Source organism: Halorubrum ejinorense, from assembly GCF_039522565.1.
In the GTDB taxonomy this organism is placed as follows: domain Archaea; phylum Halobacteriota; class Halobacteria; order Halobacteriales; family Haloferacaceae; genus Halorubrum; species Halorubrum ejinorense.
This window is the reverse complement of record NZ_BAAADQ010000013.1, coordinates 65,000-89,842: the sequence shown is the minus strand read 5'-3', so window position 1 is coordinate 89,842 and position 24,843 is coordinate 65,000. Positions and strand designations below refer to the sequence as shown.

The window sequence follows — 24,843 nt, the reverse complement described above, 5'->3', positions numbered from 1 at the left end:
GGTCCGATCGCCGCGGACCGAACGGATAAAGGGCCCGCCGCCCCACCTCCGTGTAATGATTACGCTGGGAACGGCCCGCGCCTCCCCGGGCGAGACGGACACGGGCCGTCTCGAGGTGGGGGAGATGCGAGACGGGAGTCCCGTCCGGCTGCCGGTCGCGGTCGTCAACGGCGCCGCCGACGGACAGACGCTGTACGTTCAGGCGGTGAGCGACGGCGACGAACTGAACGGACTGGGCGTCGTCAACCGGGTCGTTCCCCGACTCGATCCGACCGAGCTGTCCGGGTCGGTCCTCGTCGTCGGCATCGTGAACCACTTCGCGTTCCAGGTGGCCGAACACCGGAACCCGGTCGACGACCGGAAGATGAACCGCGGCTACCCGGGCGACGCCGACGGCACGACGAGCGAGCGGATCGCTCACGAGACGTTCCAGGCCGCCAGCCGCGCCGACTACATCCTCGACCTCCATCAGGGGTCGACGAGCCGGATGATAAACGAGACGCGGGTCCGCTGTGGCGTCCGCCACCGACTCCACGGGGACTGTTTAGAGCTCGCGAAGGTGTTCGGCTGCGGGCACGTCCTCGACATCAAGGGACCGGACGGCCAGCTCGCCCGGGCCGGTCCCGAACACGGGATCCCCACCATCGACCCCGAACTCGGCGGCTGCGTCGGCTGGGACGAGGAGTCGATCCGGTACGGCGTCGAGGGGGTGTTCAACGTGCTCCGGTACTACGGGTTCCTCGACGGCGACGCGCCCGTCGAGTCGCAGACCCGCGCTCGCGGCTTCGACCAGTACGGCTCGCCCGCCGGCGGGCTGGTCCGCTTCGAGCGTGAACTCGGCGAGCGCGTCACCGCCGGGGACGTGCTGTTCGAGGTGACGGACACGTTCGGCGCCCTGGAGGGCCGCGTGACCGCCGACACGGACGGGGTCTTCTGGCGGACGCGTCGCCTCCCGCAGGTGGCCGCCGGCGAGTACGTCTGTTCGGTCGGCACCAACGTCGACCAGTACTGATGGCCGACGCCGACGACGCCGAGGGCCGGGCGCGACCCCTACACCGCCTCCGGTGTCGCGAGTGCGGCGAGACGTACCGCGACCGCTGGCGCTGCCGGTGCGGTGCGCCGCTCGACTTCGCCGACCCGCCGGTCCCGGAGGCTGCCTCGCCCGACCCGGCGTCGTTCGACGCGCGCGACGGGCTCTGGGCGTTCGACGGCCTGCTCGCCGTCGGCGCTGACCCCCGCGACCGGGTGACGCTCGGCGAGGGGATGACGCCGCTCGTCGACGCCGACCGGGCGACGCCGACGAGCCCGGCGAGCGACGCCGACGAGACGCCCCCGTGGGACGCGTCGTTCAAGCTGGAGTACGTGTTCCCGACCGGCTCGTTCAAGGACCGCGGCGCGACCGCGACGCTGACGCGGGCCCGCGAGCTGGGCGTCGAGCGCGTCGTCGAGGACTCGTCGGGCAACGCGGGGGCCGCGATCGCGACCTACGCCGCCCGCGCCGGAATCGCGGCCGAGATCTACGTCCCGGCCGGCGTGAAGGAGTCGAAGCTTCGGGCCATCCGCCGGGCCGGCGCGGACCCAGTCCGGGTCGAGGGGAGCCGTCAGGACGTGACGGACGCGTGCGTCGCGGCGCTCACCGCCGGGAGTTCGACTCCCGAGAGCGACGTCGAGCGCGGGAGCGACGACTCCCGGACGGACGCGTGGTACGCCAGCCACGCCTGGAACCCGGCGTTCTTCGAGGGGACCGCCACGGTCGCCTACGAGATCGCCCTCCAGCGCGACTGGAACGCCCCCGACGCCGTCGTGGTGCCGCTCGGCCACGGGACGCTCTTCCTCGGCGCCTACCGGGGGTTCCGGCGGCTCGAACGCGCCGGCTGGATCGACGCGGTCCCCCGCCTCTACGGGGCGCAGGCGGCCGGCGTCGCCCCGATAGTCCGGGTGCTCCACGGCGCCGAGGCCGCCGACCCGGCGGGCGTCGTCAACGAGGCGGCCGACGGGATCCAGATCGCCGAACCGGTCCGCGACCGCGAGATCCGCGAGGCGATCGACGCGACCGGCGGCGACGCGCTCGCGGTCACCGAGGCGGCCGCGACGCGCGAACTCGACCGGCTCCACGCCGCCGGCTTCTACACGGAACCGACCTGTGCGGTCGCGCCCGCGGCGCTCCGAGCCCTCCGCGAGCGCGGCGAGGTCGCACGCGACGAGGATGTGGTCGTCCCGCTGACCGGGAGCGGGCTGAAGGGCTGAGACGGGCGGAGCGGGACTTACGGGCCCGAGCGGGTCGACGGAGCGAACCGGCTGGCCCCCGTTCCGTCTCACCGGCATCCCTTTTCGGCCGGGGCGCCTTTGCCTCGGTATGGAGGTGCTCGTCTACGGCGCCGGCGCGCTCGGGAGCCTTGTGGGCGGGCTGTTGGCCCGCGAACACGACGTGACGCTCGTCGGCCGCGACCCCCACGTGCGGCGGATCCGCGCCGACGGGCTCCGGATCGACGGCGCGGTCGAGGCCCGCGTCAGTCCGCGGGCGCTCACCGACGGGACGCACCGCGCCGCCGATCTCGCCCTCGTCACGACGAAGGCGTACGACACCGACGCGGCCGCCCGGGCGCTCGCGACCGGCGAGTACGGGACGGTCTGCTCGCTCCAGAACGGCCTCACCGAGGAGCGGCTGGTCGCCGCGCTCGACGCGACCGTCCTCGCCGGCACCGCGAGCTACGGCGCCCGGCTGGTCGGACCGGGGCACGTCACCTGTACCGGCGTCGGCGAGGTGGTGATCGGGGCGCTCTCCGGCGGACCGAGCCCGCAGGCCGCGCGGGTCGGCGCCGCCTTCGACGCGGCCGGCATCGAGGCGGTCGTCGCCGACGACATGCCGGTCCGCCGGTTCGAGAAGCTCGCGGTCAACGCCGGGATCAACGGCCCCTCGGCGCTCGCGCGGACCGAAAACGGCGCGACGCTCGACGGTCCCGCCGGCGACGTCTCGCGCGAGGCCGCCCGCGAGACCGCTCGCGTCGCCCGGGCGACCGGCGTCGAGCTGTCCGACGAGCGCGCGGTCGACGCCGTCGAGCGCGTCGCGGCCGACACCGCCGCGAACCGGTCGTCGATGCGCGAGGACCTCGCGAACGAGCGGCGCACGGAGGTCGACGCCATCTACGGGGCGATTGTCTACCGCGCCGACCGCCACGGCGTGGCGGTGCCGACCTGTCGAACGGTCGCGTCGCTGATCCGGGGCTGGGAGACGGCTCGAGGCCTCCGCTGAGCGGTCGGTGAGCGGGTAGTCGTGGCAGTGAGCGGGTAGTCGCGGCGGTGAGAGAGTGACCGTGGCGTTCGTGGTGTCCGTCGTCGCTCGGAAACAGTGGGAAACAGCGCTGGACAGGCTTCCGTGAGCGCGTCAGCCGTCGACGCGGCTCAGCACCACTCTTCGAGGACCGTCGCGTCGGTCTCGTCGACCGACACCCACGCGTCCTCCCGCGAGACGTCCGCGATCACGAGTTCCGATCGCGACGACGAGGAGTCGATGGACGCCATCACGTCCGGCGCGTCCGCGGACTCCATCGACGGGTCCGTCGGCAGCGGGGTCCGGCGGTGGTCGGGGTCCGGGTCGTCCCAGGGAGTGGAACTCCGTGACATGGTTGTGAATAGTTCACAGTACGTATAAGAGTTGCGAACCGGGCCGGAATCGGCCGTCAGATCGGTGATTCCGGAGACTGACCGCCGACGTATCTCCTGATAAACGGCTGCTCAGGCGACGATATGCCCGAACGTGTCGAGTATCTCATCGGCTCGCCGGGTTGCTCTCGCGTCGGGAATCCGCCTCCGCACGCGCGAGTCGGCTCCGTGTGCCTCGGGTGGTCCGGCTCCGCACACCTTCGCAGTATACAAGAGGTGCCACGCTGAAAGACGGGCATGAACGTAGCAGACGCCATGACGCCGCGCTCGGAGCTCGTCGTCGTCGAGATTCCCGGGAGCCGAAACGACGTGTTGGAGTACATTCAGGACCGCGGCTTCTCGTCGGTGCCGGTCGTCAAGAGCGTCGACGGCGACGAGGTCTACCGCGGGCTCGTCACCCGTGACGACCTCATCGACCAGCCGGACGAAGACCAGCTCGCGCTGCTGATGCGCGAGGTCCCGACCGCCGGGGCCGACGACGACATCGTCGACGCCGCCCGGACCATGGTCTCGGAGAGCTCGCGACGGCTCCCGGTCGTCGACGGCGACGAGCTCGTCGGCATCCTCACGGTCACCGACGTGGTCCGGGCCATCGCCCGCGGCGAGGTCGACGGCGACACGCCGGTCGGCGACCTCGCGACCCGCGCCGTCAACGCGACGCACACGGAGACGCCGCTGCCGGTCGCCGAGCGCGAGATAGCGCTCTCGCAGGTCCCGTACGCGGTCGTCCTCGACGACGACGCGGGCCTCACCGGAATGCTCACCGAGGTCGACATCCTGGAGGTCGCCCGCGTCGTCGAGGGCGAGGCGAGCACCGGCGACTCCATCGCCGAGCAGGACTCGGAGTGGTCGTGGGAGGGGATCAAGGCGACCGGCGCGCGCTACCTCCCCACCCGGAACGTCGAGATCCCCGCGGAGGCGGTCCACCACTTCATGACCGAGGACCTCATCACGGTCAACGCCACGCGGACGGCCAAGGAGGTCGCACAGGAGCTCATCAGCAACGACATCGAGCAGGTCCCGCTCGTCTCCGGCACGGAGCTCGACGGGATCGTCCGCGACGTCGACCTGCTGGAGGGGCTGTAGATGGCGGCTGACGCGCTCGCCGAACTCGCGAAGCGTCGCGGGTTCTTCTTCGGCTCGAACGGCGCGTACGGCGGCACGGCCGGCTTCTACACGTTCGGGCCGCAGGGCGCCGCGTTGAAGCGGAACGTCGAGGACGCGTGGCGCGACCGGTTCACGATCCGCGAGGGGAACCGCGAGATCGAGGCGCCGACGGTCATGCCCGAGGCCGTCTTCGAGGCCTCCGGCCACCTCGAGGGGTTCGACGACATGCTCGTCGAGTGTCCCGAGTGCGGCGAGTCCCACCGCGCGGACCACCTCGTCGAGGCCGTCACCGACGTCGAGGACGCCGAGGCGCTCCCCGGCGAGGAGGTCGCGGCGCTCATCGCCGACAACGAGATCGCCTGCCCAGCCTGCGGCACCGCCCTCGCCGGCGAGCCGGTCGAGGCGTTCAACCTCATGTTCGCGACCGACATCGGCCCCGGCGACGCCCAGCCCGGCTACCTCCGGCCGGAGACCGCACAGGGCATCTTCGTGGAGTTCCCGCGACTGAAGGAGTACGCCCGGGGGAACCTCCCGTTCGGTATCACCCAGATCGGTCCCGCCTACCGCAACGAGATATCGCCCCGCGGCGGGCTGCTCCGGCTTCGGGAGTTCACGCAGGCAGAACTGGAGCAGTTCATCGACCCCGAGGAAGACGAGCCGCCGCTCGACCGCGTCGCGGACGTCGAGGTGCGGCTGTACCCGGCGACCGAACAGGAGGCCGCGGACGGCGAGTACCTCGACACGACTGTCGGCGAGGCGGTCGAGTCGGGGGTCATCGGCTCCCCGTGGGTGGGCTACTACCTCGGGGTCGCACAGGAGTGGTACGAGCGCGTCGGCGTCGACCTCGACCGCTTCCGGTTCCGCCAGCACCTCGCCGGCGAACGGGCCCACTACGCGGCCGACTGCTGGGACGCCGAGAGCGAGGTCGACGGCGACTGGATCGAGATCGCCGGCTTCGCCTACCGCGGCGACTACGACCTCTCGAAACACGACGAGTACGGCGACGACTCCTTCACCGTCTTCAAGCGCTACGACGAGCCGAAGACGGTCGAGCGCGCCACGGTCGACCCCGACATGTCGGTCCTCGGCCCCGAGTTCGGCGGGGACGCGGCCGCGGTCGCCGAGGCGCTCGAAGCCCTCGCCGAGCGCGACCCGGACGCGTTCGACGCCGAGACGGTCTCGGTCGAGATCGGCGACGGCGACGACGCGGAGACCCACGAGGTCGACACCGACGTGGCGGACTTCGCCGTCGAGGAGGTGACCGAGAACGGCGAGCACATCACGCCCCACGTCGTCGAGCCGTCGTTCGGCGTCGGCCGCACCGTCCAGACGCTGCTCGCGCACGCCTACCGCGAGGACGAGGTCGACGGCGAGACGCGGACGTACCTCTCGCTGGCGCCCGAGGTCGCGCCGCAGGACGCCGCCGTCTTCCCGCTGGTGACGAACGACGACCGGCTCACCGCCCTCGCCGACGAGGTCGCGGCCGACCTCCGCGCGGCCGGGCTCGCGGTGGCGTACGACGACTCCGGCTCGATCGGTCGCCGGTACCGCCGACAGGACGAGGTCGGCACGCCGTTCTGCGTCACCGTCGACCGCGACGGGATCGAAGACGAGGGCCCCGACACGGTCACGCTCCGCGAGCGCGACTCCGCGGCGCAGATCCGAGTCCCGGTCGCGGACCTCGCCGACGAACTGACCGCGCTGCGGTCGGGCGAACCGTTCGCCGCGGTCGCCGAGCGGTACGACGCGGTCGACACCGACGTCGAGACCGCGGGGGCGTGACCCTCCCGGCCGCGGCGTGGCGCGAGCGCGTGGAGTTCGAGCGGCGGCTGGTCCACGCGAGCGGCACCCTCTATCCGGTCCCGTACCTGCTGGGCTGGATCTCCTGGCAGACCACCGGGCGGCTGATGGTCCTCAGCGTCGCTGTCGCGGGCGTCCTCGAGGCGCTGCGGCTCTCCGACGCGGTCGGCCCCCTGGAACCGCTGTACGACGCGCTCGTCCGCGACTACGAGGCCGACGGAGTCGCGGGCTACGCCCTGTATCAGGTCGGGATGGCCGTGGTCGCGCTCGCGTTCGCGCCGGTGTTCGCCGTGCCCGCGATGTGGATGCTCTCCGTCGGCGACCCGATAAGCGGCGGCCTCGGCGAGAACGCGGCGACGGAGCCGAAGCGGCTCTCCGTGGTGGCGGCGATGGTGTTCGTCTGCTTCGGGATCGCCGTCCCGTACGCGATCCCCGAGTTCGGCCCCGACCCCGGCGTGATCATCGCGCTCGCGGGCGCGATCCCCGCCGCGGTCGCCGACGGGCTCCCGCCGCTAATCTACGGCGTCGCCGTCGACGACAACCTCACCATCCCGCCCGCGGCCGCCGGCGGGATGTTCCTCGCGGCCGCGCTGATCGCGTAGCGCGGTCGCTCGGGAGCAGTCGGTCTCGGCGGCGACGGCGACGCCGCTCGCCGGGAGAGACTGAGAGAAGCGCCGAGGCGGAGATTTGAACTCCGGTGTCCGAATGGACAGTAGATTTCGAATCTACCGCCTTGGCCAGGCTAGGCTACCTCGGCTCACTCCGACGTTGGCCGGTTCCGCTGTTATGCGTTTCGATCGCCCGCGGTCGCCGCCCCACGGCGCGTTTCGCGTCCGAGCCGCCGCCGGCGACCCCCGCGCCCCGACAACGCTTTTCGGGTCGGCTCCCGTGCGGTGGGTATGGACGTCCCCGAAGCGGCCGACGCCTGCGACCGCGTCGTCGGCGAGGTCGGCGGCGCGGTCGTCGCCGACCGCCAGTTCCTCGACCGCGTCACGCTCGGCATCCTCGCCCGCGGCCACGTCCTCCTAGAGGACGTGCCCGGCACCGGGAAGACCCTCTCCGCGCGCTCGTTCGCGACCGCGCTGGGCCTGGAGTTCTCGCGGATCCAGTTCACGCCCGACCTCCTGCCCGCCGACGTCACCGGCACCAACGTGTTCGACGAGCGCGACGGCTCCTTCACCTTCTCGCCCGGACCGATCTTCGCGAACGTCGTCCTCGCCGACGAGATCAACCGCGCGCCGCCGAAGACGCAGGCCGCCCTCTTGGAGGCGATGGAAGAGGGACAGGTGACCGTCGACGGCGAGACCCACGCCCTGCCGAGCCCGTTCTACGTCATCGCGACGCAGAACCCCGTCGAGAGCGAGGGCGCGTTCCCGCTGCCGGAGGCCCAGCTCGACCGGTTCACGATCAAGACCTCCATCGGCTACCCCGACGAGGACGGCGAGTTAGAGCTGCTCCGCCGCCGGGCCGGTCGCGTCGAGCAGTCGCCGACGGTCGACCGCGTCCTCGACCCCGACTCCGTGGCGGCGCTGCGCGAGGTCCCCGAGTCGGTTCGGGTCGACGACGACCTCCTTCGGTACACCGCGGCGCTCGCCCGGGCGACCCGCGAGGACCGCCGCGTCGAGGCCGGCGTCTCCCCGCGCGGCACCCAGCGCCTCTTCGAGACCGCTCGGGCGGCGGCGGTCATCGCCGGCCGCGAGTTCGTCACGCCGGACGACGTAAAGCGGGTCGCGGAGCCGACGCTCGCCCACCGACTCGTGTTGACGCCGGACGCGGCGGTCAACGACGTCGACGAGCGCGACGTGATCGCCGACGTGCTCGACCGCGTCGCGGTGCCGACGGTGGACGCGCCGGAGGCGTGACCGCGGTCACTCCGCGTCGCGCTCGTCGAGCAGCTCCGTCGCCGTGAGCAGCGACTCGAGTTCGACGTCGTGGTCGGCGAGCAGCTCCGAGGCGCCCTCCTCGCGGTCGACGACGACGAGCACGCGGTCCACCGTCGCGCCCGCCTCGCGGAGCGCCTCCACCGCGTCGACCGCGGACTGCCCGGTGGTCGCGATGTCCTCGATCACGACGACCGCCTCGCCCTCGTCGAGCCGCCCCTCGATGCGGTTGCCGGTCCCGTACTCCTTCGCCTGCTTGCGCGCGATGACGTACGGCCGACCCAGCTCCGCGGCGGTCACCGCCACCAGCGGCACCGCGCCGAGCGCGACGCCGGCCAGCTTCGCGTCCGTGTCGGCGAGCCGGTCCGCGAACGCCTCGGCGACGAGCGTCAGGGCGTCCGGGTCGGTCTCGAACAGGTACTTGTCGACGTAGTAGTCGCTCGTCCCGCCGTGTGACAGCTCGAACTCGCCGTATCGGACGGCGTCGGCCGCCGTGAGCGCCGCGATCAGCTCGCGCCGCCGGTCGTCGTCGGTCATACGCCGAGAAGGACTACGATCGAACATAAACGGGTCGGAACGCGCCGCCGCCGCCGGCGCACGCGTTCGGACTGACTCGCCGCCGGCCGGGTTACGCCCGTTCGGCCGCCGGGAGGACGAGCGTCACGGTCGTGCCGCTCCCGTCGAGTCCGGGACCGAACCGGATGTCGCCGCCGTACGCCTCGACGACCCAGGCGACGATCCAGAGCCCGACGCCCGTGTTGTGTCTGAGCTGAGTCACCTCTCGGTCGCCGGCGATCACCTCGCGGACCCCGGGCGCGACGCCCGGGCCGTCGTCGGCGACCCGGATCCGAACCACGCCCGCGTCCGGGTCGCGCTCGGCTGTCAGCGCCACGCGGGGCGCGTCGCCGCCGTGTTCGACCGCGTTCTCCACGAGGTGCTCTATCGCAGTCGCGAGGCGGTCGTCGCCGCGGACCGCGGTCCCGCTCGGCACGTCGGCGGTGATCTCCGCGTCCGGGTGTCGCGTCGCGTACGCGTCGACCGCCTCCGCGACGACCGCCGCCACGTCGATCGGGTCGGGGTCGGTCACGTACCCCTCCTCGACGACCTGCCTGAGCGTGGTGGCGCCGTCGGCGACGCCGGCCAGGCGCCGACCGGTGGCCTCGATCCGCTCGGCGAAGTCGCGGACGTCGTCGTCGTCGGTCCGAGAGGCGATCTCGCCGGCGAAGCCGAACACCACGTTGAGCTCGTTCCGCAGGTTGTGCCTGAGGATCCGGTTGACGATCCGGACGTACCGCTCCCGGCGCTTCCGGTCGGTGATGTCGGTGTAGATGCCGAACGCCCGCCGGCTCCCCTCGGTCTCGTAGCTGAACCCGCGGAAGAGGAACTCGCGCGGGCCGTCGACGGTCTGGCGCCGGACCTCCTTCGTCACGAACCCCTGCTCGCGGACCAGCGCGTCGAGCGACTTCTCCTCCCCGTCGTCGCCGCTCACCCCCTCGTCATCGATCTCGAGCGCGCCGATCGTCCGCCTCTGTAGCGCGACCCCGTCCGCGCCGAACTGCTCTTCGAACGCCGGGTTCACGCCGTCTATCACCGTCTCGTCCGCTTCGATGACGACCTCCATCACCGGGTCCGGGATCCGGTCGAACAGCCGCCGGAACCGGTCGCGTTCGGTCGACAGCTCGGACTGTGTTCGGCGGAGGTTAGTGGTGTCCGAGAGCGACCCGACCACGCCGGACGCCCGGTCGGACAGCGGCGACAGGCGAAGCTGTCCGTGTCGGGGGTGCCGGCTCCCGTCGCGCTCGTCGGTCAGGTCGACGGTCCGGCTCGGCTCCCGTCCGTGTCCCCCCTCCGTCGTCGCGGCCGTGAGCGCCGCGACCGCCTCTGTGACCTGCGCCGCGTCCGCCTCGTCGACGAGCGCGTCGAGCCGTCTGCCGACGATCGCCTCTCCGTCGTCGACGCCCATCCACGCGGCGAACGGCTCGGTGGCGTACGTCACGGCGCCGTCGCCGTCGAGGACGCACACCATGTCGTCGACGTTCTTCAGCGCGTCCTCGTAGGTGCGGAGCCGACGGCGGCGGTCGTGGGCGTCCATCGCGGCGACCGCGTTCGTCGCCAGCAGTTCGAGCACGGAGACGTCGTTCTCCCCGAAGGCGTCCGGTTCGACGGCCCCCACCACGAACGCGCCGTGCTCACCGAGCGGGACGGTCGCGACCGAACGCATGCCGTGGTACGACCGGTCGTCCTCGAGCGCGTCGAGGTCGTCGTACACCCGCGGCTCCCCGCTCTCGAACACCGCCCCCGTGATCCCCTTACCGGGGGGACGCGGACCGCGGCTGTCGGCGAACTCGTCGCCGATCCCGTCGCTCGTCGCGACGAGGCGGAGCAGGTCGGCCTCGGGGTCGTACAGCCGCACCCCGCTTATCTCGTAGCCGAGTATCTCGTCTGCGGCCTCGACCAACCGGTTGGCGACCGTCTCCTTGTCGCCCGCCCGTTGGATCCCTTCGACGGTCCCGAGGAGGCGCTCGAGGATCTCCTCCCGACGCTTGCGCTCCGTGACGTCCGCGAAGAACACGGAGAGGCCGTCGGCGGACGGGTACGCCGTCACCTCGGTCCACAGGCCGAGCGGCTCGTAGTAGTCCTCGAACGACACCGCCTCCTGCGTCTCCATCGCCCGGCGGTAGTAGCGCTCGTACTTCTCCCCCAGCGCGTTCGGGAACTCGTCCCAGACGTCGGCGCCGAGCAGCGTCGCCGGCTCGCGGTCGAGCAGCGCGGCCGCCGTCTCGTTGACGTAGGTGAACCGCCACTCGTCGTCGAGCGCGAAGAACCCGTCGTCGATGCGTTCGAGCGTCTCCTCGACGCGTTCGACGGCCGCCTCGCGCTCCTCTCGGGCGATCTGCCGCTCGATCGCGCGGCCCAGCCAGTCGGCGAGCAGCTCCACGAACAGCTGCTCCGACTCGTCGAACGGGCGCTCTCGGCGCTCCGGATCGAGGAAACAGAGGCTCCCGAACACCTCCTCGTCGACGACGACGCGACCGCCGACGTAGCTGCCGAAGCCGAACTGCTCGTAGGCCGGGTCGTCGCCCAGCCCGGCGGCCTCGGGGTCCGTGAACGCGACCACGTCGTCGCCGCGCACCGTCTGTTGGCAGTAGGTCAGCTCAAGCGGCATCGTCCGGTCCGCGTCGGGGTCGTTCTCGAGGAACGCGTCCAGCATCCCCGTCCCGTCGCTGTACTGTCGGATCTCGAGCCGGTCGCCGTCGACCCGCGACGAGTAGCCGATCGACAGTCCGAGCCGGTCGCGTCCCAACTCGAGCAGCGCGTCCAGCTTCGCGTCGAGGTCTGTGGTCCGATCCGAGACGATCCGGATGAACGGTTCGAGGACCGACTCCGTCTCGCCGTCGAGTTCCGCAGCCCCCGCTCCCTCGCCGCCCCCCGCCCGGTCGGGTTCCGCCCGCTCCGCGAGCCTGTCCGCGAGCGTCTCTCCGTCGGCCGCGAGCCGCCGCCCGGAGACGTACTCGACGCCCAGCCGACTCGCGTCGATGGCGGCGTCGGGAACGTCGCGGACGGAGTAGGCGAGGACTTCGGCCCGGGGATACCGTGCGCGCACCGCTTCGAGCCGGTCGATCGCGACCGCTCCTTCCGTGGCCGCGAACCGACCGCTTGCGGCTCCGCTTCCGGTCGCTTCGGGCGCCTCGCTCCCGCTCGGGTCGGCTTCGCCGCTCCCGTTCGCGTCCGGTGCGTCGCGCAGTCGCACGATGATCCCGTTCGGGTCCGCGTCGGTCGCCCGCGCCGACGGCCCGTCCGCGTCGCTCGCTTCGCTCGCCGAACCGGCCGCGTCGCTTTCCCCGTCGTTCCACCGACGGACGCGCGTCTCCGGGGGCAGGCTCGCCCACGGGGCGTCGACGGGCTCGCCGAGGTGAAGGGTAGATTCGTCGCTCATCCCCGTCTCGACACCCCCGTCTCGCGCCGGCCGACGGACGCCCGAGCGGGCCCCTCCGCCCCGCCCGCGTCGGCGATTTCGAGACTCATCGATCCACTCATCCCGCTAAGTAGGGACGGCCCTCTCATAACCGTTCCTTCCGAAGTTTCGAAGTCGATACCCGGCGTCGCCCGTCGGCGCCCGTCCCGACACGATTTAGGCGGCCCGCTCACAACCGACGGGTAATGAGTACGCAGGCCGCGACCGCGGACCGGACAGTCGTGATCGGGCTGGAGGTCCACGTCCAGCTCGAGACCGACACGAAGATCTTCTGCGGCTGTTCGACGGAGCCCGCGGACGACGAGGCGCCGAACACGCGCACCTGCCCGACCTGCCTCGGGCTGCCGGGCGCGCTCCCGGTCCTCAACGAGGCCGCCGTCGAGTCGGCGGTGAAGATCGGGAAGGCGATAGACGCCGACATCCCCGAGACGACCACGTTCCACCGGAAGAACTACTACTACCCCGACCTCCCGAAGAACTTCCAGCTCACCCAGTACGACGCGCCGATCTGCGCCGACGGCGCGCTGGAGGTCCGCGTCGACGGCGAGCCGCGGACCATCGGGATCACGCGCGCGCACCTCGAAGAGGACCCCGGCAGCCTCCAGCACGCGGGCGGGTCGATCGAGTCGGCGAGCCACACCCTGGTGAACTACAACCGCGCCGGCACGCCGCTGATGGAGATCGTCACCGAGCCTGACTTCCGCTCGCCGGCCGAGACGCGCGCGTTCCTCGCGAAGCTGGAGGAGGTACTGGAGTACCTCGGCGTCTTCGACCCCGGCCGCGACGGGAGCCTGCGCGTCGACGCCAACGTCTCCTTAGTCCCCGGCGAACACGTCGCCGCGGACGGGACGATAGACGAGGACGCCCTCGACGAGGTGAGCCGCGCCGAGGTGAAGAACATCTCCAGCCACAGGGGCGCCGAGCAGGCGCTCGCCTACGAGGTCACGCGGCAGGAGAACGTCCTCCGGCGCGGCCGCGAGATCGAACAGGAGACGCGCCACTGGGACGAGGACCGCGGCGTCACCGTCGGGATGCGGTCGAAGGAGGCCGAGAAGGACTACCGCTACTTCCGAGAGGGCGACCTCCCCGCCTTAGAGGTGGCCGACTGGAAGGAGCAGATCGCGATCCCGGAGCTGCCGGACGCGCGCCGCGAGCGCTTCCGCGAGGAGTACGGGCTCGACCGCGAGGCCGCCTCCAAGCTCACCTCGACGAAGGCGGTCGCGGACTTCTTCGAGGACGTCGCGAGCGAGTTCGACCCCGACCTCGCCGCGACGTGGGTCGCCGACAACCTCCTCGGCGAACTCAACTACCGCGAGATGTCGATCACGGACGTCGAGGGCCGCCTCGACGAGTTCACGCGCCTGATCGAACTCGTCGCCGCCGACGAACTGACGGTGAAGAACGCCGAGGAGGTCGTCCTCCGCGAGATGCTCGACGCGGGCGACGACCCCGAGACCGTCATCGAGCGCGAGGACCTCGGGAAAGCCGAGAGCGGCGAGGTCGAGGCCGCGGTCGCGGCCGCCATCGACGAGAACCCCGACGCCGTGAGCGACTACCACGACGGCGACGAGGGAGCGATCAACTTCCTCGTCGGCCAGGTGATGCAGGCGACCGGCGGCAGCGCCGACCCCGGTCAGGTGAACGGCCTGCTCCGCGAGGAGCTGGACGGCTGAGCCGCGGCCGACGCAGGCACTTCCCCTCCCGTCCACCATGTCGATCCTCGAGACCGTCGTCGTCGCCCACGTCGTCGGGATCTGTCTCCTGCTCGCGTGGGCGATCCACGGCCGCGGGAGGGTCAGCCTGATCGCGGGCTACGACGGCGGCCTCCCGCCCGAACGCGAGGCGGAGCTCGCCCGCGACGCGGCGGCGGTCCTCGTCGCCGCGGCGGCCGCGACGACTCTCCTCGTCGTCGACGCGTGGACCGGCGGGGTCCCCAGAGCCGAGGCGCTGACGACGCTCGCGATCGTCGCCCCGGTCGCGTGGTTCCTCTGGAAGTGGAACGTCCGCGAGCCACCGTCGACGACGCGGTGACCCGAACCGTGCGATTGACGCCGGTCGCCCGTCTACCGCGCCCATGGACGTGACCGTCGAGGTCGTCGGCGAGGGGACCGACGAGTACAGCCTCGCCGCCGACGCGACGTACGACGACCTGATCCGCGCCGCGGGCTACCACCCGCAGGAGGCGTCCGCGCTGGTCGACGGCTCGCCGGTCCCGGGCGACCGCGTCGTCGACGCCGAGACCGTGCGCGTTCTCAGGCTGATCAAGGGCGGCGCGACGGACGGCGCGTGAGCGGGACCTCCGATACCCCCGAGCCGCCCGCGGACGTGCGCGTCGAGCCCGCGACCCCCGCCGACCGCCTCGACGTCCTCCGCGTCCTCGACGCGGCGATGCTGGCCACCGACGCGGCGACGGTCGACGACCGGATCGCGGCCGGCGACGCGCTCGTCGCGCGCTCGGAGCGGACCGACGGCGTCGTCGGCGCGCTGGTCGCCACCCGCCCGGAGCCCGACCGACTCGGCGTCGACGGCGACGCGGTGCGCCGGGCTCGTCGCGGCCGCGGCGTCGGGTCGGCGCTCGTCGCGGCGGCGGTCCGGCGCGGCTCGTCGGACCCCGCGATCGAGGCCGTCACCGCGGCGTTCGACGCCGAACTGCGCGCGTTCTACGCCGCCCTCGGCTTCTCGGTCCGACCGGCCGACCCCTCGGTGGACTCGCCGGACCGCTTGCTGGGCCGAGTCTCGACTGCGGGGTCGGAGACGGAGTGACCCCGCCGCAAGCGGCGCGTCCGACTCGCGGCTGACTGACTTTTTTATTGCCGTGGTACTTGTTCACATGATACTCCCAACCATGCCCTCTCGACCCCGCACGGCCGGCACGCTCGACGGTATCGACGTCGAGGCGGTGGACTCGGTCGACGGACCGCGACCGCCGTCCACCGCCTCGGACAGTCCCCCGCCCGCGGGTGCCGGCCGGCCCGTCAGCGTCGCCCTCTCCGCCGGCGTCGGACGCCGAGACGCCGGCCGCCGTCCCGGCTACCACCACCGCGTCCGCGTCGCCGCGCTGGCGGCCGAACGCGACCTGCTCGACGACCGCGTCGACGCGCTCGCGGCCGAGGTCGCGTCGCTCGAAGCGGAGGTGGAGGCGCTCGAACGCGCGGTCGAGTCGAAAGAGCGGCGCCGCAAGCAGGTGATCACCGACTACGAGCGGGTGGTCACGGCGAAGTCGGCGTCGACCCCCGCCTCGTCGGAATCGGACGCGGCCGCCTCGTCGCGGACCGGGTGGGACCCCGTCGACGCGGTCGTCTCCCGCGTCGAGCGGGCCGTCGCGTGGCTGCGACGCTCGGGCGACTGAGCGGCGGACCGGACATTCGATGTCCATTTCCGGGTCGGCCCCGTCGTCAAGGGTATGAGCGCTAATTCGCCCTCGATTTCGGTGGTTCCGTGCCGAGCCGCGGTGAGAGAGACATGAGCGGCAAAGACGAGTACTACAACCGGTCGAAACAGCAGGGGTACCGGAGCCGGTCCGCCTACAAGCTGAAACAGCTGGACGAGGAGTCGGACCTGCTCGACCGCGGCGACACCGTGGTCGACCTCGGCGCCGCGCCGGGCGGGTGGCTTCAGGTCGCCGCCGAGGAGGTCGGGGAGTCGGGGACCGTCGTCGGCGTCGACCTCCAGCGGATCGACGACCTCGACGAGGGCGACGTGGAGACGATCCGCGGCGACATGACCGAGGAGCGTACCCGCCACTACCTGCGCGAGGCGGTCGGCGAGGACGGCGCCGACGTCGTCGTGAGCGACATGGCACCGAACATGACCGGCGAGTACAACCTCGACCACGCCCGGTCGGTCCACCTCGCGCGGCAGGCGTTCGACGTGACCGACGAACTGCTCTCCTCCGGCGGCGACTTCGTCGTGAAGGTGTTCCAGGGCGACGACCTGGAGGCCTTCCGCGACGACGTGAGCGAGGCCTTCCAGTACGTTCGCACCGTCTCGCCGCCGGCCTCGCGGGACTCCTCGTCGGAGGTGTACCTCGTCGCGAAGGGGTACACCGAGTCGCCGGTCACCGAGGGCGACCGCGTCGAGGTGACGATCGAAGAGCAGGGCGACGAGGGCGACGGCATCGCCTACGTCGACGGCTACACCCTGTTCGTCGACGGCGACGTCGGCGAGACGCTCACCGTCGCGGTCACCGACGTCAAACCCCGGTTCGGCTTCGCGGAGCGGACCGACGGCGGCGGCTCGGACCAGTCGCCCTGACCGGAGTCCCCCCGTCGCCCGTCACCGAGCCCGCTCGCCGGGTCGAGACGGCTCGACACGCCGGCGTCTCGCGGTCTCGGTCGATCTTTTACCCCGCCACGGATCTCAGCCGCGATAATCCGATTCGGAGGGTTATATACCCCCGTTGGCGAGTGGCCACAGATGGACCGAAACGACGCGAGCGACCGGCCCGACCGATCCCCGGTCGCGGCGGACGGGTCGGCGGCGCCGAGCGACGCCGATAACGCTCCCGACGGCGGAGTCATCGACGAGGAAGACGCGACGGCGAGCGACGGGCGCGCGGCGCCGAGCGACGACGTACCGATCGAGGCGTTCCGCGACGCGGCGACGCGGCTCGCCGGCGGTGACCTCAGCGCCCGCTTCCCGGCGGCCGAGGCCGACGGCGAGGCGGCGGCGCTCGCGGCGACGCTCAACGAGTTCGTCGACGGGGTGGCAGAGACGGTCTCGGCCGCCGACGGCTTCGGCGACGAGGTCGCGGGCGCGACCGAACACGTCCGATCGAACGTCGACCGCGCGAAGGCCCAGAGCGACGAGGTGTACGCCGCGGTCGACGACATCGAGACGGCTGCGACCCGCCAGCGCGACGACATCGCGGCCGCGACGAGCGAGCTCCAGACGGTCTCCGCGGCCACCGAGGAGGTCGCCGCCTCGGCCGATCAGGTGGCGGCCACCGCAGCCGGCGTCGCCGAGCGGACCGACGAGGGAACCGACGCCGCGACGGCTGCCATCGAGGAGCTCCGCGTCGTCGACGAGCGGACCGAGGAGGCCCTCGACCGGGTCGAGACGCTCGAATCGGAGGTCGCGGCGATCGAGGACGTCACCGACCTGATCCAAGACATCGCCGACGAGACGAACATCCTCGCGCTCAACGCCTCGATCGAGGCCGCCCGCGCGGGCGAGGCCGGCGCCGGCTTCGAGGTGGTCGCCGAGGAGGTCAAGAGCCTCGCCGAGGAGGCGCGGGACGCGACGAGCGAGATCGAGTCGTCGATCCGGTCGGCCCGCGAGGAGGCCGACGCGACCGTCGAGGAGATGGTCGAGATGCGCGAGCGCGCCGACGAGGGGATATCGACCGCCGAGACGGCGCTCGAGGCGTTCACCGACCTCGCCGCCGACGTCGAGGAGACGACCAGCGGCGTCGCGGAGATACGCGACGCGACGGACGACCAGGCCACCTCGATCGAGGCCGTGGTCGACGCGGTCGAGTCGGTCGGCGACCTCGCCGAGGAGACGGCGGCGGACGCGGGCGACGCCACCGCGGTCGCGCACGCCCAGAAGACGTCGCTGGCGGAGGTCGCCGCCGGGGCGTCGACGCTCGCCGACCGGACCGGCACCCTAGACGACGCGCTCGACGCGTACGACGCCGACGGGACCGCCGACGACGACGCGGTCGTCCTCGACTTCTGGCACGCGTTCGGCGGGCGCAAGGCGCGCCTGATCGACGAGTTCGCCGCGGAGTTCGCCGCCGAGACCGACGGGATCGCGGTCCGCCCCTCCTCGAAGGGGAGTTACCGCGGGGTCTTCGAGGCGACGCTCGCGGCGGCCGACAGGGGCGACCCCCCGGCGATCGCGCACCTCTACGAGATCGGGACCCAGCGCGCGCTCGACAGCGGGGCGTTCACTCCCGTCGAGCGCCTCCTCGACGCGGACGCCCCCGTCGGCTCCGGCGCCGGAAGCGCGCAGCCCCCCGGATCCGATTTCTCGCCCGACGACCTGCTCGGCCCCGTGGCGAACTACTACCGGACCGACGGCGTCCTCCACTCGATGCCGTTCAACGCCTCGACCCCGGTCCTCTACTACGACCGCGCGGCCTTCGAGCGCGCCGGGCTGGACCCCGACGACCCGCCCGAGACGTTCGCGGAGGTCCGCCGCTGCGCCGAGCGCCTCGTCGAGACCGGCGCGACCGAGACGGGCATCACCTTCGCGACGTACTCGTGGTTCGTCGAGCAGTGGTTCGCCGAGGCCGGCGAGCCGCTCGTCGACGCCGACAACGGTCGGGCGGGCACGCCGACGGAGAGCCGCTTCGACGGCCCGGGCGGTGAACGGATCTACCGCTGGATCGCCGACATGGCGGCCGACGGGCTGTATCACGACCCCGGCATCGAGGCCCGCGGGCAGGCCCGCGAGGCGTTCCACGAGGGCGAAGCCGGCATGCTCATCGGCTCCACCTCCTCGATGGTGGACGTCCGCGAGGGCGCCGCTTTCCCGGTCGGCGTCGGCTACTTCCCGGTCGCCGACGAGCGGCACGGCGTCGTCGTCGGGGGCGGGTCGCTGTGGGTCGCCGACGGCGCCTCGACGGCCGAACAGCGCGCCGCGGCGGCGTTCCTCGGCTGGCTCGCAGCGCCCGAGCGGCAGGCGCGCTGGCACCGCGAGACCGGCTACTTCCCGGTCCACGACGGTGCGATCGACCGACTCGACCGGGAGGGGTGGTTCGACGAGAACCCCGGCTACCGCACCGCCGTGAACCAGCTGCTCGACGCCGAGAACACCGCCGCCACGACCGGCGCGCGGATCGGCCCGTTCGACACGGTCCGGACGCTCGTCGCCGAGGCGTCGGTCGACGCCCGCGAGCACGGCGTCGAGTCCGCGGTCGGACGGCTCGCGGACAGCACCGCGCTTCAGCTCGAACGGTACGCCGAAGAGCGCGCCGAGGGCTCGTAGCCTCGGACCTCCGAGCCTCGCGCGCCGTCCGCCGGGACAGCGCGGTCAGCCGAGAACCGCGCTGTCCGACGAGAACCGCACCGCGCACCGCCGACCCCGCCGGTTCCGCTCACCCCGCCCGACGGGTCCACTCGCGTAGCGTGAACCGGTCGTAGGGCGTCTCGGCGGCGACCTCCCACTCGTTCTCGTCCCACTCGGGGTACACCGTGTCGCCCTCGTAGGCGCCGTCGACGTGACTGAGCGCCATCCCGTCGAGGTGCGGCTGGAACAGCGCGTAGATGCCGCCCCCGCCGAGCACGTAGGTCGTTTCGACGCCAGTCTCGGCCGCGGCCTCGCGGGCCAGTTCGATCGCCTCCTCGTCGCCGTTCGCGACGACCGCCGTCGGCACGTCGACGGCGTCGACGCTGCGGCTCACGACGATCTGCCGGCTCCCCGGCAGGTCGTCGCGCATCGAGTCGAAGGTGCGCCGGCCGAGGACCACCGGCGACCCCGCGACGCGCTCGCGGTACTGCCTGACGTCCGCCTCGATGTGCGGCCACGGCACCTCACCCTCTTTCCCGATCACGCGGTTCTCCGCCAGGGCGGCGACGCTGACGAGTTTCACGAACGGTGTAGGGGCGCTGCGAGTAAAAATCCGCGCTCGGCCTCAGCCGTCGAGGCCCAGCAGGTCGAACGGGTAGCCGTTGTCCAGTTCGTCCGCGCGCTCGTACACGACGCGGGCCGCCGCGACGTCTTGGATCGCGAGGCCGGTCGAGTCGAAGACGCTGACGCCGCTCACGCCGTCGGCGTCGGCGGCGGTGCCCGCGGTCCCGGGACGCCCGGCCCGCCGGCCGACGACGATCTCGCCGATCTCGCCGTAGATGTCGTCGTCGGTGAGCGTGCCGGCGGCGTAGGGGACGTTGATCTCGCCGGAGTGGGTACACTGCTCGTGGTCGTCGATGACGATCGTGGCGTCGGCGAGGAGCGCGTCGGCGAGCTCGTGTTTCCCGGCGGCGTCCGCGCCCATCGCGTTGACGTGCGTGTGCTCGCCGACGTCCTCGGCGCCGACGATCGGGTCCTCGACCGGCGTCACGGTCGAGAGGACGTCGCAGTGGCCCGCCTCCGAGACGGAGCCCGCGCGAACGTCGAACCGGTCGCCGAAGGCGTCGACGAAGTCGGCGACGCGCTCCTCGTCGAGGTCGCTCACGACGACCTCCTCGATGTCGCGCACCGCGGCGATCGCCTCCAGTTGGGTGTACGACTGGACCCCGGCGCCGACGATCCCCAGCGAGGTCGCGTCCGGGACGGCGAGGTAGTCGGTCGCGACCGCCGCGGCGGCGCCCGTGCGTTTCATCGTCAGCGTCGTCCCGTCGAGGACGGCGAGGGGGAACGCGGTCTCCGGGTCCGAGTAGATCATCGTCCCCATCACTGTCGGGAGGTCGTGGTCGTCGGGGTTGTCGGTGTGGACGTTCACCCACTTGATCCCCGCGGCGTCCCACCCCTCGCCGGTCGCCGTCTCCTCGGCGACGTCCTCCTCGCGGACGTCGAGGTACGCGGGCATCGAGCGGAAGTCGCCGTTGTACTCCGGCAGGTCGATGTACGACTTCGCCGGCATCTTGGCGTTGCCGCGCTCGTAGGCCGTGAACGCGCCCCGAACCGCGTCGATGACACGGTCCGTCTCGGCGTTTTCCTCCACGTCGTCCGCGTTGAGGAGCAGCGTCTGCATGCCGCAGAATTTGCCGGCCGCTACTTAGTCCCTTCCGAACGCGCTCCGGTCGTCGGAATCACGACGGCGCGGAGGTCGTTGACGTTCGTTCCGGTCGGTCCGGTCCGGAGCAGCGCGCCCGCGGCGTCGAGCGCCGGATACGCGTCGCGGGCGTCGAGCGCGGCCGCCGCCGCGTCGCGGTCCAGTTCCTGGCCGTTCGGCGCTCCGGGGCCCGGCTCCCCGTCGTCGCCGACGAGCCGGTCGTCGACCAGCGCCCCCGCCGCGTCCGTGGCGCCGTCGATGCCGTCGGTGTCGACGCTCGCGGCGACGACGCCCTCGCCGTCGGCTCCCGCCCCGTCGAGTTCGAGCGCCGCCGACAGCGCGAACTCCTGGTTCGGCCCGCCTCGGCCGTGGTCGTCGCCGAGCGTGACCGTCACCTCGCCCGCCGAGAGGACGACGGCGGGCGGCTCGATCGGGTCGCCGACGGCCCGGCACTCCTCGGCGACCGCCGCGTGCGTCTTCGCCGCCTCTCGGGCCTCGCCCCGCACTCGCGAGGAGAGCACGAGCGGCTCGTACCCGTTCGCCGCGGCGACCGCTCGGGCGGCGTTCAGCGCCGTGCGCGCGTTCGCGACGACGCGAACGTCGACCCCGTCGAACGCGGCGTCTCCCGGCTTCGGCGTCTCCGCGACCGCGCCCCGGTCCCCCCGGTCGAGACGCTGCCGGACCGCCTCCGGCGCGTCGATCCCGTACCGATCGAGGACCGACAGCGCGTCCGCGAACGTCGTCGGATCGGGCGAGAATGGACCGCTCGCGATCACGCCGAGGTCGTCGCCGGTCACGTCGCTGATCGCGAGACCGAGCGCGTCGGCGGGCGCGACGGCCCGGGCGAGGCCGCCGCCTTTCACCGCCGAGAGGTGCTTGCGGACCGCGTTGATCTCGGCTATCGTCGCGCCGCTGGCGAGCAGCGCCTCGGTCGTTTCACGCAGGTCGTCGAGGTCGATCCCGGGCGCGGGCGCGGCCAAGAGCGCGCTCCCGCCGCCGGTGATCAGGCCGATCACGAGGTCGGACTCGCCGGCGTCGGCCGCGAGGGTCCGGACCCGTCGGGCGCTCTCGACGCCCGCCTCGCTCGGTGTCGGGTGGTCACCGGGGAGGACCGTAATCCGCTCCGTCTCGACCGGGTCGTCGGTGACGACGGCGCCGCCGTCGATCCGGTCGCCGAGCACCTCCTCCAGCGCGGCCGCGAAGTGGCCCGCCGCGTTTCCGGCGCCGACGACCACCGCGCGGTCGTACCGGTCGAGGTCGCGTGTCGTCGTCCCGCCGTTCACGTCCGAGGCGGTCAGCCGGTCGCGGTCCAGCGAGAGGGCGTCGGCGACGACCGCGGTGGGGTGGGCGGCCTCGATGCCCGCGACCACGCAGTCGAGCGCGAGTTCGCGCGCCGGGTCGGTCGCGTGTTGCTCGCGGTCGGCGACGGTCACGGAGCGATCGGCGTCGGGCGCGTCGGGCATCGTCTCTCGGTCGGTATGCGGCCCGTCGCGACAAGAGGGTTCGGTCGGACCGGAGCGCGGTCCGCCTCAGAGGATGTACCCGGCGGTCGAGAGGACGTAGTAGGCGGCCAGCAGCGCCGCGATGACGTACTGCCCGAGCGCGACGTCGCGCCCCTCGCCGATCGCGAGCTTGACGACCGGGTACGCGACGATGCCGGCCGCCAGCCCGTCGGCGATGGAGTAGGCGAACGGCATCACGGTGACCGTGAGCCCGGCGGAGACGGCCCACGCGGGGTCGGTCCAGTCGACCTCGGTAAGCCCCTGAAGCATTATCACGCCGACGACGATCAGCGCGATGAACGAGGCGTACGCCGGGATGGCGGCGACGACGGGGATCACCACGAGCGACGCGAGAAAGAGCAGCGCGACGACCAGGGCGGTCAGCCCGGTGCGACCGCCCTCCTCGACGCCGGTCGACGACTCGATGTAGGTCGTCACCGTCGAGGTGCCGACGACCGCGCCGAATGTGGTGCCGACCGCGTCGGCCATCAGCGGCCGGTCCATGTCGGGTAAGTCGCCGTCCTCGTCGAGGAAGTCACCGAACTGCGAGACGCCGATGAGCGTCCCCGCGGTGTCGAAGAAGTCGACGAAAAAGAAGGTGAACACGACCAGCACGAAGGTGAGCGGGTCGACCCCGGAGAGCCCGTCGAGGAACGCCCCCGCCAGCGGCGTGATGTCGTACTGCGCCGACGGCAGGGTCTCGGGCGTGACCGCGCCGCGAGCGAACACGCCGCCGAGGGTGAGCGCCCACCCCGCGACCGCGGTGGTGAGGACGCCGAGGATGATGGCGCCGGTGACGTTCCGCGCCCACAGCACGAACGTGAGCACGAGCCCGAGCACGCCGAGGATCGCCCACGGGTTGGCGAAGACGCTCCCGAGCGCGACGAGCGTCGCCTCGTCGTTGACGACGATCTGGAGCTCCTGAAGCCCGATGAAAAGCAGGAACAGTCCGATACCGGCCCCGACCGCCCGCTTCACCGGTTCGGGGAACAGGCGGATCACGTACTCGCGAGCGCCGACCGCGGTCAGGAGCATGAACAGGACGCCCTCGACGAACACCGCGGCGAGCGCCGTCTGCCACGGAATTCCGAGTCCCAACACGACCGTGTACGCGAAGAAGGCGTTGAGCCCCAGCCCGGGGGCGAGCCCGAACGGGCGGTTGGCGTACAGCGCCATCACGGCCGTCGCGACCGCCGCCGAGAGGATCGTCGCGATGGCGATCATCTGGAACACCTCGCCCTGGCCGTACCCCTCTATCTGGATCGCCGCCGAGAGGATCGCGGGATTCACCACGATGATGTACGACATCGCGAGGAACGTCGTGAGCCCGGCGACCAGTTCGGTACGGACGTCCGACCCGTGCGACTCCACGTCGAACCGCGCAGCCAGCGTGTCTGAAAGCCCCATTGAACGCGTAGAGGTACCGGCGGATCGACTGATAAGCCTTGCTGAACGCCACGGCAGATGATCCACAAATACGGATCAAAAACGTCTACCGGACGGATTATTTCCCGATAATATGCTCGAACGTGGTTACTCGAACGTCGTCAGCGCCCCGACCGGCGCGTCGGTGATCGCTCGCGCGCGTTCCATCCCCTCGTCGCCGACGGCGATGAGCGCGAACACGCCGGTGACGTCCGCGTCGCCTTGGAGCGCGATGTCGAGCAGTAGCTCCTGGGTCTCGCCCGACCGGATCAGGTCGTCGACGACGAGGACGGTGTCCCCGGCGTCGATGGCGCTCGCGGGGAGGTAGTAGGTGAGTTCGATGCCGGACGCGAGCCGCTGGCGCGACTCGATGAACTCCTCGACGGCCGTCTCCTTCGACTTCTTCGCGTAGGCGAGGCGCGCGCCGAAGAAGGAGGCCATCGCCGCCCCCAGCGTGATCCCGTCGGTCGCGGCCGTCAACACCACGTCCGGGCGCTCGAACCCGAACGTCTCCGCCGCGACGGGCGCTACGAGGTCGAGGAACGACTGGTCGAAGACGACGCCGGAGTTGTCGACGTACCCCTCGTCGTCGAACTCGACGCGCGCGACCAGTTCGTCGGCCAGCGCCTCGCGGCCCACCGACTCGACGACCTCGCTCGCGCGGTCGGTGCCGGGCAGAACGTGGCCGTTCACGTACCGGTTCAGGTCGCCTGCGGGCAGCCCGGTCACCTCGGACAGCTCCTCGTACGTTCGCGTCTCCTTCAGCATCCGCAACACGGCGACCGCCTGCAACTGGAGGGCCGCCTTCTCTGCGCGATTCATAGCGATGAT

At 72.0% G+C, this 24,843-nt stretch carries 22 protein-coding genes and 1 tRNA gene; 14 read left to right on the top strand and 9 right to left on the bottom strand.

Annotated elements, in window-relative coordinates:
• The first annotated feature begins 55 nt into the window (after positions 1-55).
• The 3 genes from ABDZ89_RS11265 to ABDZ89_RS11255 all read left to right on the top strand — a co-directional run bounded on the left by ABDZ89_RS11265 (position 56) and on the right by ABDZ89_RS11255 (position 3,253).
• The gene (locus ABDZ89_RS11265; RefSeq protein WP_343779104.1) at positions 56-1,012 is read left to right on the top strand and encodes a succinylglutamate desuccinylase/aspartoacylase family protein; all 957 of its coding nucleotides are present in this window, start codon (positions 56-58) and stop codon (positions 1,010-1,012) included.
• Entirely contained in the window at positions 1,012-2,247 is a 1,236-nt protein-coding gene (locus tag ABDZ89_RS11260) for a pyridoxal-phosphate dependent enzyme (protein ID WP_343779102.1), read from the top strand. The genes ABDZ89_RS11265 and ABDZ89_RS11260 overlap by 1 nt, the downstream gene beginning before the upstream one ends.
• Positions 2,248-2,356: 109 nt before the next feature.
• Positions 2,357-3,253 (top strand): ketopantoate reductase family protein, encoded by an 897-nt coding sequence (locus tag ABDZ89_RS11255; protein ID WP_343779100.1) that lies wholly within the window; start codon positions 2,357-2,359, stop codon positions 3,251-3,253.
• Between the two features lie 149 nt (positions 3,254-3,402).
• Here ABDZ89_RS11255 and ABDZ89_RS11250 read toward each other — a convergent pair whose 3' ends face one another.
• Positions 3,403-3,624, bottom strand: coding sequence for a DUF7556 family protein (locus ABDZ89_RS11250; protein WP_343779098.1), 222 nt, complete (start codon positions 3,622-3,624; stop codon positions 3,403-3,405).
• 276 nt (positions 3,625-3,900) lie between these two features.
• Here ABDZ89_RS11250 and ABDZ89_RS11245 point away from each other — a divergent pair, with 276 nt between their 5' ends.
• Genes ABDZ89_RS11245 through ABDZ89_RS11235 form a run of 3 tightly spaced genes read left to right on the top strand, consistent with a single transcriptional unit; the run spans position 3,901 to position 7,172 of the window.
• On the top strand, positions 3,901-4,749 hold the full coding sequence (locus ABDZ89_RS11245; protein ID WP_343779097.1) for a CBS domain-containing protein: 849 nt from the start codon (positions 3,901-3,903) through the stop codon (positions 4,747-4,749).
• The gene (glyS, locus tag ABDZ89_RS11240) at positions 4,750-6,552 is read left to right on the top strand and encodes a glycine--tRNA ligase (RefSeq protein ID WP_343779095.1); all 1,803 of its coding nucleotides are present in this window, start codon (positions 4,750-4,752) and stop codon (positions 6,550-6,552) included.
• The gene (locus ABDZ89_RS11235) at positions 6,549-7,172 is read left to right on the top strand and encodes a dolichol kinase (protein ID WP_343779093.1); all 624 of its coding nucleotides are present in this window, start codon (positions 6,549-6,551) and stop codon (positions 7,170-7,172) included. The genes glyS and ABDZ89_RS11235 overlap by 4 nt, the downstream gene beginning before the upstream one ends.
• 70 nt (positions 7,173-7,242) lie before the next feature.
• Here ABDZ89_RS11235 and ABDZ89_RS11230 read toward each other — a convergent pair.
• Positions 7,243-7,327: transfer RNA gene (locus tag ABDZ89_RS11230), tRNA-Ser, on the bottom strand.
• A 142-nt stretch (positions 7,328-7,469) separates the two neighbouring features.
• Here ABDZ89_RS11230 and ABDZ89_RS11225 point away from each other — a divergent pair.
• On the top strand, positions 7,470-8,432 hold the full coding sequence (locus ABDZ89_RS11225; protein WP_343779091.1) for an AAA family ATPase: 963 nt from the start codon (positions 7,470-7,472) through the stop codon (positions 8,430-8,432).
• Between the two features lie 6 nt (positions 8,433-8,438).
• On the opposite strand, the gene pyrE is transcribed toward ABDZ89_RS11225, so the two are convergent.
• Both pyrE and ABDZ89_RS11215 read right to left on the bottom strand, forming a co-directional pair.
• Positions 8,439-8,987 carry an orotate phosphoribosyltransferase gene (pyrE, locus tag ABDZ89_RS11220; RefSeq protein ID WP_343779089.1) on the bottom strand — a complete coding sequence of 183 codons (549 nt, stop codon included), beginning with the start codon at positions 8,985-8,987 and terminating at the stop codon, positions 8,439-8,441.
• Positions 8,988-9,078: 91 nt separating this feature from the next.
• A complete protein-coding gene (locus tag ABDZ89_RS11215) occupies positions 9,079-12,387 on the bottom strand; it encodes a PAS domain-containing protein (RefSeq protein WP_343779088.1) in 3,309 nt (1,102 codons plus the stop codon).
• 224 nt (positions 12,388-12,611) lie between these two features.
• Here ABDZ89_RS11215 and gatB point away from each other — a divergent pair, with 224 nt between their 5' ends.
• The 7 genes from gatB to ABDZ89_RS11180 all read left to right on the top strand — a co-directional run bounded on the left by gatB (position 12,612) and on the right by ABDZ89_RS11180 (position 19,359).
• Positions 12,612-14,099, top strand: coding sequence for an Asp-tRNA(Asn)/Glu-tRNA(Gln) amidotransferase subunit GatB (gatB, locus tag ABDZ89_RS11210; RefSeq protein WP_343779086.1), 1,488 nt, complete (start codon positions 12,612-12,614; stop codon positions 14,097-14,099).
• A 37-nt stretch (positions 14,100-14,136) separates the two neighbouring features.
• Entirely contained in the window at positions 14,137-14,457 is a 321-nt protein-coding gene (locus ABDZ89_RS11205) for a hypothetical protein (protein ID WP_343779084.1), read from the top strand.
• Between the two features lie 43 nt (positions 14,458-14,500).
• Entirely contained in the window at positions 14,501-14,716 is a 216-nt protein-coding gene (gene samp2, locus ABDZ89_RS11200) for a ubiquitin-like small modifier protein SAMP2 (protein WP_343779083.1), read from the top strand.
• Positions 14,713-15,189 (top strand): GNAT family N-acetyltransferase, encoded by a 477-nt coding sequence (locus tag ABDZ89_RS11195; RefSeq protein ID WP_343779081.1) that lies wholly within the window; start codon positions 14,713-14,715, stop codon positions 15,187-15,189. Before samp2 ends, ABDZ89_RS11195 begins: the two co-directional genes overlap by 4 nt.
• A 67-nt stretch (positions 15,190-15,256) precedes the next feature.
• Positions 15,257-15,775, top strand: coding sequence for a hypothetical protein (locus tag ABDZ89_RS11190; protein ID WP_343779080.1), 519 nt, complete (start codon positions 15,257-15,259; stop codon positions 15,773-15,775).
• Between the two features lie 113 nt (positions 15,776-15,888).
• Positions 15,889-16,680, top strand: coding sequence for an RlmE family RNA methyltransferase (locus ABDZ89_RS11185; RefSeq protein ID WP_343779079.1), 792 nt, complete (start codon positions 15,889-15,891; stop codon positions 16,678-16,680).
• Positions 16,681-16,842: 162 nt separating this feature from the next.
• Positions 16,843-19,359, top strand: a complete 2,517-nt coding sequence (locus ABDZ89_RS11180; protein ID WP_343779077.1) for a methyl-accepting chemotaxis protein — start codon at positions 16,843-16,845, stop codon at positions 19,357-19,359.
• 109 nt (positions 19,360-19,468) lie between these two features.
• Here ABDZ89_RS11180 and ABDZ89_RS11175 read toward each other — a convergent pair whose 3' ends face one another.
• From ABDZ89_RS11175 to ABDZ89_RS11155, 5 genes are all read right to left on the bottom strand, one after another.
• A complete protein-coding gene (locus ABDZ89_RS11175) occupies positions 19,469-19,963 on the bottom strand; it encodes a dihydrofolate reductase (RefSeq protein WP_343779076.1) in 495 nt (164 codons plus the stop codon).
• 42 nt (positions 19,964-20,005) lie between these two features.
• A complete protein-coding gene (locus ABDZ89_RS11170; protein WP_343779074.1) occupies positions 20,006-21,064 on the bottom strand; it encodes an ornithine cyclodeaminase family protein in 1,059 nt (352 codons plus the stop codon).
• Positions 21,065-21,084: 20 nt separating this feature from the next.
• The gene (locus ABDZ89_RS11165) at positions 21,085-22,548 is read right to left on the bottom strand and encodes a glycerate kinase type-2 family protein (protein WP_343779072.1); all 1,464 of its coding nucleotides are present in this window, start codon (positions 22,546-22,548) and stop codon (positions 21,085-21,087) included.
• A 66-nt stretch (positions 22,549-22,614) separates the two neighbouring features.
• Entirely contained in the window at positions 22,615-23,994 is a 1,380-nt protein-coding gene (locus ABDZ89_RS11160) for an NCS2 family permease (RefSeq protein ID WP_343779070.1), read from the bottom strand.
• Between the two features lie 126 nt (positions 23,995-24,120).
• Entirely contained in the window at positions 24,121-24,834 is a 714-nt protein-coding gene (locus tag ABDZ89_RS11155) for a phosphoribosyltransferase family protein (RefSeq protein WP_343779068.1), read from the bottom strand.
• Between the last annotated feature and the right edge of the window lie 9 nt (positions 24,835-24,843).